Origin of the sequence: Streptomyces niveus, assembly GCF_001723055.1 — a bacterium.
GTDB lineage: Bacteria > Actinomycetota > Actinomycetes > Streptomycetales > Streptomycetaceae > Streptomyces > Streptomyces niveus.
Map to the genome: position 1 here is coordinate 22,840 of NZ_MDCR01000274.1, position 12,445 is coordinate 35,284.

The following is a 12,445-nucleotide window of genomic DNA, read 5'->3' on the forward strand; positions in this document are numbered from 1 at the left end:
GTACGTTTTGGCCCATCCTTCCATGCGGACCCGGTCCGCCGCCCGGCAGTAATCACGCTGCCCCGAGACGTCTTCGCGCCGGACCGCGACGTCCGAAAACCGCCGGTCAGGGCCGTGCGCGGGCGCGATGCTCGGCTGCATGACACAGCACACCGCACTGCCCATCGGGCCCGCCGTCCTCAAGGAACTCCGCGACACCGACGACGGGGGCGCCACCAGCACCCCGTACACCGACCCCGAGGGCGGCGCCCCGCTGCGCTGCTGTCTGCGGCGCAGCCGCGCGGGCGAGCGGATCGCCCTCGTCACCTACGCGCCGCTGCGCCGCTGGGCCGCCGAGACCTGGGCCAGGCCCGGCGCGTACGACGAGCAGGGCCCCGTCTTCATCCACGCCGGGGAGTGCGGGGGACCGGCCGCCGACCGGGCCGGCTACCCCTTCGCCGGAGCCGGAGCGCTGCGCACCGTACGCCGTTACGACTCCGAGGGACGGATCGTCGGCGGCCGGCTGCTGGAGATTCCCGAAGCGGCGGACGAGGCCTTCGACGCGGCGTTCGCCGAAGCCTTCACGGACCCCGAGGTCGCGCTCGTCCACGTACGCGCCGTGGAGTACGGCTGCTTCCTCTTCGAGGTCCGCCGCTGACGGCCGTCCGGCGGCCGGGCCTCAGCCCCGATCGCCGGACCGGTCACGCGTGTTGGCCGCCACCTCGCGGGCGAACGCCCGGACCCGTTCCGTCTCGCCGTCCCGGTGCCACACCATCCCCAGCACCGAGTCCGGCACCCCCTCCACCGGCACGAACACCACGTCGCCGCGGCCGTGGTACGCCGCGGTCGGACGGCACAGCAGCATCCCGCCACGCCCGGCCGCCACCAGCGTCAGACCCTCCTGGAGGGTGCTGACGGCCGGCCCCGGCGAGCTTGTCGGGGCGTGCGCCTCGCGCCAGTACGCGGGGGCCGGCGGGCCCGCCGCGATCAGCGGGGCCGCGTCCAGTTCGGCCGCGTCCACCGACGCCCGGCGCGCCAGCGGATGACGTACCGACAGGGCCACCGTCTGCCGCTGACGCGAGAAGACCGGACCGAGCACCAGGTCCGGCTCGGCGACCGGCATCAGCACGATCGCCGTGTCCACGTCGCCGCGCCGCACCGCCCCGAAGGGGTCGGCGAACGGCACCTCCACGATCTCGGTCACACAGCCCGGATGCCGCTGCTGGAACGCGGTGATCGCCGTCATCAGCAGCGCGTCCACCGTCCCCTGGAAGCCGATCCGCAGCCGGCCGCCGACCTCGCGCGCCTCGGACCGCGCGCCGTCCACGGTCGCGCTCAGCGCCTCGTACGCGGGCCGCAGACCGCTCAGGAACCGCTCACCGAGCGGTGTGAGCCGCACCCGGCGGCTGGTGCGGTCCACGAGACGCGCGCCGATCCGGCCCTCCAGGGACCGCAGCAGCTGGCTGACCCGGCTCTGGGAGAGATACAGCCGCTCGCCCGCGCGCCCGAAGTGCAGCTCGTCGGCGAGCGCGAGGAAGGCCTCCAGCTCACGTATCTCCAGTCCCGCCACAGCCGTCCTCTCCTCGCGCCGATCGATGAGCCCGGCTCATACAAGGATGAGGACTTCGGCGTTGTTCCCCGCCGCAGTCCGGCGAAGGCTGGGGTCCATGCAACGCACCTTCGCCACCCTGCCGTTGTCCGTCCTCGCGGTCGCCGCCGCCACCTTCTCCGTCGTCACCACGGAGATGCTGCCGGTCGGCCTCCTCACGCCGCTCGGCGCGGGCCTGGACACCTCCGACGGCACCACGGGTCTCGCCGTCACCCTTCCGGGCCTCGTCGCCGCGCTCTGCGCGCCGCTGCTGCCCGTCGCCGTACGCCGCGCCGGCCGGCGGACCGTGCTCTGCGTGCTCCTGGTCCTGCTGGCCGCGGCCAACGTCGCCTCCGCGCTCGCCCCGCACATCGGTGTCCTGCTCGGCGCCCGCGTGCTGGTGGGGATCTGCGTCGGCGGCGTCTGGGCGACGGCGGCCGGACTGGCCGTACGGCTGGTCGCCGCCGAGTCCGTCGGGCGCGCCACCTCGGTGATCTTCAGCGGCATCGCGGTCGCCTCGGTCCTCGGGGTGCCCACCGGGACACTGCTGGGCGAACTGGCCGGCTGGCGCTGGGCGTTCGTGGCGATGGCCGTCCTCGCCCTGGCCGTCGCCGGGCTCCTCGCCGTGCTGATGCCACCGGTGCCCGCCGAGGGCACGGTCGGTGTGGGCGAGGTCGCCGGGCTGCTGCGCGTGGCGCCGGTGCGGACCGGACTGCTCGTGGTGTTCCTCCTGGTGACCGGGCACTTCGCCGCGTACACCTACGTACGGCCCCTGCTGGAGCGCGTTCCGGACCTCGGCGCCGGGGCGGTCAGCGCGCTGCTGCTGGGCTACGGCGTCGCCGGGATCGCCGGGAACTTCGCGGGCGGCGCCCTCGCCGCCCGCGCCCCGCGCCGGACCCTGTCGGCGATCTCGGCGGTCCTGGGCGCGGTCGTGCTGCTGTTCCTGCCCGCGGGCGGGTCGCTCGTCGCGGCCACGGCGCTGCTCCTGGTGTGGGGGCTCGCCTACGGCGGGGTGTCCGTCAGCGCGCAGCACTGGCTGATGGCGGCGGCGCCGCGGCGGCGGGAGGCGGCGTCGGCGCTCTTCGCGGGGGTGTTCAACGCGGCGATCGCGCTGGGGGCGCTGGCCGGCGGGCGGGCGGCCGACCGCTTCGACGTGCCCGGCACGCTGTGGCTGGGCGGCACACTGGCCCTGCTGGCGACGGGGACGGCGGCGGTCGCGACGGCGGGGCGGCCCGCCTCCGTAGGAGGCCACGGACAGGCCGTGGTCCAGAAGGAGAGCCGCCCCGCTCGGTAGAAACGCGTCCTCCGTAAGGAGGCGGCGGCGGTGTCAGCCGCGCGGTTCGGCGGCGACCAGCTCCGCGATCTGCACCGCGTTCAGCGCGGCGCCCTTGCGCAGGTTGTCGCTCGAGACGAACAGCGCCAGTCCGTTCTCCACCGTCTCGTCGTTGCGGATACGGCCTACGTAGGAGGCGTCCTTGCCCGCGGCCTGGAGCGGCGTCGGGATCTCGGACAGCTCCACGCCGGGGGCCTCCTTCAGCAGCTCGTACGCCCGCTCCACGCTGATCGGGCGCTCGAAGCGGACATTGACCTGGAGGGAGTGCCCGGAGAAGACCGGCACCCGTACACAGGTCCCGGAGACCTTCAGCTCCGGGATCTCCAGGATCTTGCGGGACTCGTTACGGAGCTTCTGCTCCTCGTCCGTCTCGAAGGAGCCGTCGTCCACGAGCGAGCCGGCGAGCGGCAGCACGTTGAAGGCGATCGGGCGCTTGTACACGGTGGGCTCGGGGAAGTCGGCGGCGTCGCCGCCGAAGGTCAGCCGGTCCGCGTTCTCGACGACCTTGCGGGCCTGGTCGTGCAGCTCGGCCACGCCCGCGAGGCCGGAGCCGGACACGGCCTGGTAGGTGGTGGCGACCAGCGCGATGAGACCGGCCTCGTCGTGCAGGGGGCGCAGCGCGGGCATCGCGGCCATCGTGGTGCAGTTCGGGTTGGCGATGATGCCCTTGGGGCGGTCGGCGACCGCGTGCGGGTTGACCTCGGAGACCACCAGCGGGACCTCGGGGTGACCGCGCCAGGCGGACGAGTTGTCGATCACGACGGGGCCCTGGGACGCGACCTTCTCGGCGAGCGCCCGGGACGTGGCGCCGCCCGCGGAGAAGAGCACGATGTCCAGGCCGGTGTAGTCGGCGGTCGACGCGTCCTCGACGGTGACGGGCTCGCCCCGCCATTCGATGGTCGAGCCCGCCGAGCGGGCGGAGGCGAACAGCCGCAGCTCGTCGACCGGGAAGTTCCGCTCGGCCAGGATGGTGCGCATGACTGTGCCGACCTGACCGGTGGCTCCGACGATTCCGACCTTCACAGGGACTCCTCCGTACATACTTGCGGCCCGGGTGCCGCGTCCATGATGCGTCTGTCCGAGCCCGCCTTGTCCAATCCATTCCGCCGGTCGGGACGGGTGCGGTGTCGGTCACACGTCCGCGCGCACGCGAAGGGCGGGCGCCCGTACGGACGCCCGCCCCTCCTTACGCCGGACCCGCCGTTACGGCAGGACCTTCTCGATCACGACACTGCCGGTGCCCGCGGCCGTACCGCGCGCGTTCAGCAGCTGGACCTCGCCGAAGAACTGCCGGCCCTCCGGAGCCTCGCCGGCCACCGTCACCTCGGCGGAGACCTCCGCCGACGCGCCGTTGGCGAGCTTCACCGGAGCTTCACCGACCGTGACCTTGCCGAGCGACGCCGAGTAGAAGACGTCCCGGTAGTCGTACTCGGTGGACCCGGACGGGACCGAGTAGCCGGCCACCACGAAGGTGTACTCACCGGCCGCCGGCTTGATCAGGCTCACGGCCTCCTCGGAGTCGCCGTCCGCGGCCTGTCCGACCAGGACGTTGTCCCGGTAGACCATGAGGTCGAGGTCCGCCGACTGGTCCGAGACGCCGCCGATGGCGACGTCCAGGCGCTCGACGCCCGCACCGAGGGTGACGGTCGTCTCCTTCTCCTCGCCCTGGCCGATCGACGGCCGGTCGACCTTCGCCGAGCCGAGCGAGCCACCCGCGAGCTTGCCGTCGATGGCGGCGAACTTGTTGGTCACGGTCCAGTCGACCGCGGTCGGCGTACCGATCTTGGCCTCGGGGAGCGTGGTGACCGCCGGGTCGAAGGAGGCACCCAGCACCGTGACGTCGAGCTTGTACGGGTTGTTCAGCAGCGGCGACGTACGACGCGACTCGACCTCGATCTCCCAGACGCCCGGCGTCGGGTCCGTGTACGAACGCAGGTCCGGACGGCAGGTGTTGGCCGGGTTGTTGTAGTTCGGGTAGCAGAAGATCGTCGAGCTGTCCTCCATCTGCACACCCTGCGGGTGGAGGCTGATGAAGCGGGTCTGGCTGCCCTCGGCGAGTCCGCCGAGCGCGACCTCAAGGGTCTTGGCGCCCTCGGGGACGGTGACGAAGTACGACTCCGTGCCGTTGCGCTCGACCGAGCCCAGCGACGAGTACGTGAACGAGGGCTTCGCCAGCTTCTTCGACACGACCACCGTGGTGAGGATCTGCTTGTCCACACCGGTGGTGGAGCGGTCGTCCAGCTCCAGGATGGCGCTGTGCGCGCCCGCCTGGTCGGGCTTGGCCTGCACGGTGACCGTGACGGCCTTGTTCTTCGGCAGCTTGACCTTCTTGCCGCTGAGCAGCTTGAAGGTGCCGTCGTTGTACTTCCAGTTGAGCTGGTGCTCCACCAGACGGTTGGGGCCGGTGGTGCGGGTGATGGTGACGTCGTACGTCCGGCTCTTGCCGGCCTGGAGGCCGCCCTCGCGGTCGTAGAGACCGGTGCCGAAGCCCGGGGTCTTCAGCGCGAAGTCGATCGACGTGTCGACCGGGGCCTTTACGGCGTACTCGTTGGCCTTGGCGCCGTCCTGGATCGCGTCCCACGCGCCGACGACGTCGATGAGACCCGCGCCCTGCTCGTGCGCCTTCTTGCCGGCGATCTTGGTGGCGGTGGAGGTGAGCGCCGTCCGCAGCTTCGCGGGCGTCAGCTCGATCCCCTTCTGCTTGGCGGCCGAGAGCAGCAGCGCGCTCGCGCCGGTCGCCTGCGGCGAGGCCATCGAGGTGCCCTGGAGCATCGAGTAGCCGGGCGGCAGCGTGTAACCGGCCTCGGCGACGGGGCCGCCGGGGGACCAGGTCTGCGTGGTGTTGATGGCGGCGCCGGGGGCCGAGATGATCGGCGCGAAGCCACCGTCCTCACGCGGACCGCGGGCGGAGAACGGCATCATGTCGTAGTCGACCGTGGTGACCGAACCGTAGTTCGCCGCCCAGGTCTCCTTCGAGATGGAGGCGCCGACCGAGATGACCTTGTCCGCGACGGCGGGGTCGCTGATGGTGTTGGTGCCGGGGCCGTCGTTGCCCGCGGAGATCACCAGCTGGACGCCGTAGGTGTCGATGAGCCGGTTGTACAGCTCGGCGCGCGCGTTGTTGCCGTCGTTGAGACCGGGCAGTCCGCCGATGGACATGTTGACGATGTCCACGCCGCGCTCGATGACGAGGTCGGCCATGCCCTCGGTGAGGGCGATGTTGGTGCAGCCGCCGCTCCAGGTGCAGGCGCGCGAGGAGACCAGCTTGGCGCCGGGCGCCGCGCCGTTCATCTTGCCGCCGAACAGGCTTCTTGCCGCGGTGATACCGGCGACGTGCGTGCCGTGCGAGCCCTCGATGACGCCGATGTTGACGTAGTCGGACTTCACACCGGAGTTGTTGACGACGTCCTCGCGGACCTCGACGACGAACGGGATGCGCTCGACGATCTCGGTCTTCGGGTTGTCCTCGCCGAAGTAGCCGACCTGGAAGCCGTTGCGGTACGGCTTCATGACCGTGTCGTTGCCGAACTTGGCGTCGTTGTTGAGGTCGACGCGCACGGTCCGGGTGCCCGGGTCGTACAGCATCGCCCACACGTCGGTGGTGTCGCCGTCACGGTTCAGGTCCCCGGCCATGTCGCCGCCGCGCGTGGCGGACTCGGCGAACAGGTTGAACTTGTAGTTGCCGGCGGGGGCCGTGTAGGTGCGGTTGTTGACCGTGAACGACGGGCCCTTGACGTCGAGCTGCATCGGACGCCAGGTGCCGTCACCGTCGTTGACCGGGTCCGTCGCCGTGACCCAGTCGACGATCTTGCGCTCGCCGGTGCTGGTCTTCTGGAGCGAGGGGTGACCCAGGTCGATGCCCGAGTCGAGGATGCCGATGGTGACCCCGCGGCCGTCGGCCTTCGGGTTCTGCTTGACGAAGTCCACCGCGCCGGTCTCGAAGGACGGGTTGAACGGGTTCTTCGCCGGGGTGTTCGCGCCGGGCGCCGTCGAGGCCGCCTTGGCACCCTTGGCCTTCGCCGCGCCCTTCACCGTGTCGGCGGCGGGCGTCGGGTCGTCGAGCTCGATCTCGTGCTTGAGGTCGATGCCGTGGACGGAGGAGAGCTTCGTGGCCGCCTTGAGCGCGGCCTCGGCCTTGCCGGTGGGCAGGGTGGCCCGTACGTAACCGAGCTTGTCGTACGTCTTGCCGACCACCGCGCCGGACACGGCCTCGAACTGGTCGGAGACCTGCCCGGTCTGGCCGGGCGCCGTGGCCACCATGACGGTGACGTTCTTGTCGCCCTCGGCGACGGCCTTGTCGAGCAGGTCGACGTCGGCCGAACCGAGCTTCGCGGAGGCGGAGTCGGCGGGTTTCACCGGTGCGGAGGCGGCCGGGTCGTCGGCAGCCGGAGCGGCGAAGACAGGCAGTGCGCCGGTGGCTATCAGCGCGGCCGCGAGGCCCGTGGCGGCGGCGACCCGAGCCACGCGTCTCGGACCGGATATGGAGCTCTCGGATTCGGAGGTCATCAGCATCCCTGCTTGTGAAAGAGACAGTCCGGATTTCGGTACCGGATGACCGCTCAGCTTTGCGTAAATGACCAGGGTTTGTGGAGAGCTGATGAAGGCGAGAAAGGGCGGTGGCGTACATCCGCCACCGGGCGCCGTCCGCCATCGAGGACCAACCACCCGATATCCGGGCCTCTTTCCGCCCGCCGGGTGTCCGCGGCCGTCACCTCGGCAGGACGACCACCCGCGCCGGAGGCTCCCGGTCCGCCGCCGCGAGCAGGGCCGTACGGACCACCGCCGCCTGCAACTCCGGCGAGTCACGCAGTTTCCCGGGCGTCAGGTGGACGACCGCGATGCCCAGCCTCTCCAGATGCTCGCGCTTGCGGGCGCACCGCGACCACTCGACGTCGTCCCGCTGTGTCCGCCCGTGGCGCGGGGCGCGGGTGTCCAGCTCGACCGCGACCGCGTGGTCGGGCCAGTAGGCGTCGAGGCCCCCGAGATGCGGGCCGCCCGGCAGGCGCAGATCGACGTTCCAGACCGGCTCGGGGAGGCCGTACGTCCGCACCATCTCGTACAGCCGGCCCTCGGCGAGCGCACGCCCGGCGGCGAGCAGCGAGTCGACGGCGTCCACGACATGCGGCCGGCCCAGCAGTCGGGCCTGGCTCAACTCCCGTACGACGGCGGCCGGTTCGCAGTGCGCGTCACGTACGGCCTCGGTGAGCAGCCGGCGTACGGCAGCCGAGTCGGTGAGTCCGGCGACCGCGTCGGCCAGGGCGCGCGCGACGGGCGCGACGGGCAGGCCGGTGACCCGCTCGGCGGCGGGCAGCGCGTGGGCGCGCACGATACGGACGAAGCCCGTGGAGCGCAGCCGGCGGGTGCGGGGGACGAGCACGTCGATCTGGGCCAGGGCGGTGAGCGCGGGGCTCGCCGCGAGACCGTGCAGGGTGAGGGCGGCGAGGCCGGTGATCATGGCGGTGTCGGTCGGCGCGGCCGGCGGTGATCCGGCCGCCTGCCGCGGGACGTCGCCGCGCGCCGCACCGGACGCCGGGCGCCGTCCCCCGTACAACAGCGCGCCCCGCAGGCGCTCTTCGCCGGTCGGCGGTCCCTGGCGGAGCAGGAACACCCCCGGCAGCAACTGCTGCCAGGGCCCACCGGGCGCGCAGCGCGCGGCGGCCCGCGCGGGGCCGACGCCGTGCTCGCGCAACTGCGCGGCGGACAGCACGCGCCGCTGCGCGCCGTCGAGGTGGCTGAGCGGGCGGGGAGAGAGCGGGGCGGGGGTCTCGCCGCCGCGGGAGGTGGAGGAGTTGTTCATGACCGGGACTTCCCCGCGAACACCCCGCCCGCTAACCGCTGTTACGAGCCCGTCGGCAAATCGGGACAAGCTCGCCCTAAAGTACGGACGTTCGACTGCCGATCAGATGGGGCGCGTTCACGCCCCCTCGCCCGTCCCACCGGCGCACCCCCGCGCGCGACCCCCGCTTCAGGCCGTCACGCCGACGCCCTCACGCCGTCGCCGCCGCCCCGTCGCACGCCTGCGCCGCCAGTGCCCGGACCAGGTCGTCACGGGCCTCAAGCACCAGCCGGCGCAGGGCCGGTGGCGCGTCCGGGTGCGCGTCCAGCCAGGTGTCCGTGGCGCGTACCGTCTCCTCGCTGTCCTGGAGGCTCGGGTACAGGCCCGCCACCAGGTCCATGCCGATCTGGATCGAGCGCTCGGCCCACACCCGTTCGATCATCTCGAAGTACTTCCGCGCGTACGGCGCGGTCAACTCCCGCTGCCCCGGCAGCGCGAAGCCCGCGATCGTCGCCTCCACCAGCGCGTTCGACAGCGCGTCGGAGTCCACGACGTCCGCCCACGCCGCCGCCTTGACCTCCTCCGAGGGCCGGGACGCCAGGCAGCGGACCTGATGGCGCTTGCCGGACGCCGTGTCGTCGCGGGCCAGTTCCGCCGCGATCACCGACTCGTCGGCCAGCCCGTGCGAGGCCAGCGGACGCAGGAAGCTCCAGCGCAGCTCCTGGTCGACGTCGAGACCGTCGATCTTCGCCGTGCCGTCCAACAGGCCCCGCAGCAGCTGGAAATCGGCGTCCGAGGTGGCCGTCGACGCGAAGAACCGCGCCCACGTCAGCTGGTGCTGGCTGCCCGGCCCCGCCAGCCGCAGCTCGTTCAGCGCGCCCGACGCCAGCGCGGCCCCGCCCTCCTCGCGCCACTCCGGCGCCGCGTAGTGGACCAGTGCGCCCTGCGCCCAGGCGTGCAGCCGCTGGAGTACGCCGATGTCCGACTCGCGCCCGGCGAACCGCAGCACCAGATCGATGAAGTCCCGGGCCGGCATCAGCCCGTCACGCGTCAGATTCCACAGCGCCGACCAGCACAGCGCCCGCGCCAGCGGGTCGGTCAGCTCGCCCAGGTGCTCGCGCAGCGTCCCCAGCGAGCCCTCGTCGAAACGGATCTTGCAGTACGTGAGGTCGTCGTCGTTGACCAGGATCAGATCGGGCCGCTCCGCCCCGGCCAGCTCCGTGACGACCGTACGCGGCCCGTCGACGTCCACCTCGGCCCTCGCGTACCTGACCAGCTCCGCGTCCACGCTCTCGCGCCGGTACAGCCCCACGGCCACCCGGTGCGGGCGCAGTTCGGGATGGGACTCGGCGGCCTCCTGGAGCACCGCCAGCTCCGTCACCCGGCCGGCCGCATCGTAAGTGACCACCGGCGTCAGGGAGTTGACGCCCGCCGTCTCCAGCCACGCGCGCGACCACGACGTCATGTCGCGCCCCGACGTCTCCGCCAGCACGGAGAGCAGGTCGCCCAGGCGGGTGTTGCCGTACGCGTGCCGCTTGAAGTAGCGGCGCGCGCCCTCCAGGAACGCCTCGCGCCCGGCGTACGCGACGAGTTGCTTCAGCACCGACGCGCCCTTGGCGTACGTGATGCCGTCGAAGTTGAGCTTGGCGTCCTCCAGGTCACGGATGTCGGCCGTGACCGGATGTGTGGACGGCAGCTGGTCGGCGCGGTACGCCCACGACTTGCGGTTGTTGGCGAAGGTGACCCAGGCGTTGGTGAACCGCGTCGCCTCCGCCAGCGCCAGCGCGCCCATGAAGTCGGCGAACGACTCCTTCAGCCACAGGTCGTCCCACCAGCGCATCGTCACGAGGTCGCCGAACCACATGTGCGCCATCTCGTGCAGGATCACGTTCGCGCGGCGCTCGTACGACGCCTCGGTGACCTTGCCCCGGAAGACGTAGTCCTCGCGGAAGGTCACACAGCCGGGGTTCTCCATCGCGCCGATGTTGTACTCCGGCACGAACGCCTGGTCGTACTTCCCGAAGGGATACGGGTAGTCGAAGTTGTCGTGGAAGAAGTCCAGGCCCTGCTTGGTCACCAGGAAGATGTCGTCGGCGTCGAAGTGCCGGGCGAGGCCCTTGCGGCAGAGCGCGCCGAGCGGGATCTCCAGGGTGGAGCCGTCGGGCAGCGCGCGCCGGTACACGTCGGTGACGTGGTGGTACGGCCCGGCCACGACGGCCGTGATGTACGTCGAGATCGGCTTGGTCTCCGCGAACGTCCACACACCGGTGCCGGCGCCGGACCCCGTCACCTCGCCGTTGCTCCAGACCGTCCAGCCCTCCGGCGCGGTCACCTCGAAGGTGAACGGCGCCTTCAGGTCGGGCTGTTCGAAGTTGGCGAAGACCCGGCGCGCGTCGGCCGGTTCGTACTGCGTGTAGAGATAGACCTCGCCGTCCTCCGGGTCGACGAAGCGGTGCATGCCCTCGCCCGTACGGCTGTACGCGCACTGCGCGTCCACGACCAGCACGTTCTCCTCGGCCAGCCCGAACAGCGCGATCCGCGACCCGTCGAAGACGACGGACGGGTCCAGCGGGCGCCCGTTCAGCGTCACGGCCGTCACGCTCGCCGCCACCAGATCGGCGAAGGTCGCGACGCCGGGTCGCGCCGACCGGAAGCGGATCGTCGTCACGGAGCGGAAGGTGCGCGCCGCACCGCTCCCCGGCGAGTTGTCCGGCGTCTCACCGACCGCCGAACGCAGGTCGAGCGCGATCTCGTACCCGTCGACGGACAGCAGCTCGGCCCGCTCGCGGGCCTCGTCGCGGGACAGATTCTCACCGGGCACGGGCACTCCTTCGTGTGCGTGTTTTTGCCTACAACGGTTCGAATTCTCCCACGCGGCACCAGGTGGACAGGTGCCGGGAATGACCGCGGCGGCCCGTGGCGTTGCCGATACGTATCGCCGTAGCGCACCTTTTCTTTTCCGAGGAGAGACACCCCCATGACTGAGACGAAGGCCAAGACGCCGGTCGACTTCTGGTTCGACCCGATCTGTCCGTGGGCCTGGATGACCTCCCGCTGGATGCTGGAGGTGGAGAAGGTCAGGGACGTCGAGGTCAGCTGGCATGTCATGAGCCTGGCCGTCCTGAACGAGCCGAAGATGGACGAGCTGCCCGAGCGCTACCAAGAAGGCATGAAGGCGGCGTGGGCCCCGGTCCGCGTGGTGATCGCCGCCCAGCAGCTGCACGGCGACGAGGTCGTCGGCAAGCTCTACACGGCCCTCGGCACCCGCATCCACAACAAGGCCGAGGGCAACGGCCCGGAGACCATCGCGGCGGCGCTTGCGGACGTCGGACTGCCGGCGGACCTCATCGAGTACGCGGACAAGGACACGTACGACACAGAGCTGCGCGCCTCCCACAAGGAGGGCATCGACAAGGTCGGCCAGGAGGTCGGCACCCCGGTGATCTCCGTCCCCGGCTCCGACGGCGAGCAGATCGCGTTCTTCGGTCCGGTCGTCACCCCCGCGCCCAAGGGCGAGGAGGCCGCCAAGCTGTGGGACGGCACGCTGATGGTCGCGTCGATTCCCGGCTTCTACGAGATCAAGCGCACCCGCACGCAGGGCCCGGTCTTCGACTGACCGGTCCGTTTCAAGGCCGTGGCCCGCGCCGCCGCGCGCGGGCCGCGACGCCCTCGACGAACACGTCCAGTGAGAACTCGAAGAGGGTGTCCGGCGAGTCGCTCTCCAGCTCGCCGGCCCCGCCGAGGTGTGTCAGCCCCGCCCCGGCCGCCC

Annotated in this window: 8 protein-coding genes; 3 read left to right on the forward strand and 5 right to left on the reverse strand. The window is 71.7% G+C overall.

Features of this window, described 5'->3' with window-relative positions; all coding sequences use genetic code 11:
* Positions 1–139: 139 nt before the first annotated feature.
* Positions 140–637, forward strand: a complete 498-nt coding sequence (locus BHU15_RS27625; protein WP_069629670.1) for a DUF1203 domain-containing protein — start codon at positions 140–142, stop codon at positions 635–637.
* A 21-nt stretch (positions 638–658) separates the two neighbouring features.
* On the opposite strand, the gene BHU15_RS27630 is transcribed toward BHU15_RS27625, so the two are convergent.
* Positions 659–1,549 (reverse strand): LysR family transcriptional regulator, encoded by an 891-nt coding sequence (locus tag BHU15_RS27630; RefSeq protein ID WP_069629662.1) that lies wholly within the window; start codon positions 1,547–1,549, stop codon positions 659–661.
* Between the two features lie 97 nt (positions 1,550–1,646).
* Here BHU15_RS27630 and BHU15_RS27635 point away from each other — a divergent pair, with 97 nt between their 5' ends.
* Positions 1,647–2,861, forward strand: coding sequence for an MFS transporter (locus BHU15_RS27635; protein ID WP_069629663.1), 1,215 nt, complete (start codon positions 1,647–1,649; stop codon positions 2,859–2,861).
* A 33-nt stretch (positions 2,862–2,894) separates the two neighbouring features.
* On the opposite strand, the gene BHU15_RS27640 is transcribed toward BHU15_RS27635, so the two are convergent.
* The 4 genes from BHU15_RS27640 to pepN all read right to left on the reverse strand — a co-directional run bounded on the left by BHU15_RS27640 (position 2,895) and on the right by pepN (position 11,497).
* Complete coding sequence (locus BHU15_RS27640) at positions 2,895–3,923, reverse strand: aspartate-semialdehyde dehydrogenase (RefSeq protein ID WP_069629664.1); 1,029 nt, start codon at positions 3,921–3,923, stop codon at positions 2,895–2,897.
* 180 nt (positions 3,924–4,103) lie between these two features.
* The gene (locus BHU15_RS27645) at positions 4,104–7,412 is read right to left on the reverse strand and encodes a S8 family serine peptidase (protein WP_079128419.1); all 3,309 of its coding nucleotides are present in this window, start codon (positions 7,410–7,412) and stop codon (positions 4,104–4,106) included.
* A gap of 196 nt (positions 7,413–7,608) precedes the next feature.
* Positions 7,609–8,697 carry a hypothetical protein gene (locus BHU15_RS27650; protein ID WP_069629665.1) on the reverse strand — a complete coding sequence of 363 codons (1,089 nt, stop codon included), beginning with the start codon at positions 8,695–8,697 and terminating at the stop codon, positions 7,609–7,611.
* Positions 8,698–8,887: 190 nt separating this feature from the next.
* Positions 8,888–11,497 (reverse strand): aminopeptidase N, encoded by a 2,610-nt coding sequence (pepN, locus tag BHU15_RS27655; protein ID WP_069629666.1) that lies wholly within the window; start codon positions 11,495–11,497, stop codon positions 8,888–8,890.
* 156 nt (positions 11,498–11,653) lie between these two features.
* Between pepN and BHU15_RS27660 the strand changes: the two genes are divergently transcribed.
* The gene (locus BHU15_RS27660; protein ID WP_069629667.1) at positions 11,654–12,292 is read left to right on the forward strand and encodes a mycothiol-dependent nitroreductase Rv2466c family protein; all 639 of its coding nucleotides are present in this window, start codon (positions 11,654–11,656) and stop codon (positions 12,290–12,292) included.
* Positions 12,293–12,445 lie beyond the last annotated feature (153 nt).

Bases quoted from the DNA above. Each gene is read 5' to 3' on its own strand.
- BHU15_RS27635 (WP_069629663.1), top strand. From the start codon at position 1,647: ATGCAACGCACCTTCGCCACCCTGCCGTTGTCCGTCCTCGCGGTCGCC.
- BHU15_RS27625 (WP_069629670.1), top strand. From the start codon at position 140: ATGACACAGCACACCGCACTGCCCATCGGGCCCGCCGTCCTCAAGGAA.
- BHU15_RS27660 (WP_069629667.1), top strand. From the start codon at position 11,654: ATGACTGAGACGAAGGCCAAGACGCCGGTCGACTTCTGGTTCGACCCG.
- BHU15_RS27645 (WP_079128419.1), bottom strand. From the start codon at position 7,412: ATGCTGATGACCTCCGAATCCGAGAGCTCCATATCCGGTCCGAGACGC.
- BHU15_RS27650 (WP_069629665.1), bottom strand. From the start codon at position 8,697: ATGAACAACTCCTCCACCTCCCGCGGCGGCGAGACCCCCGCCCCGCTC.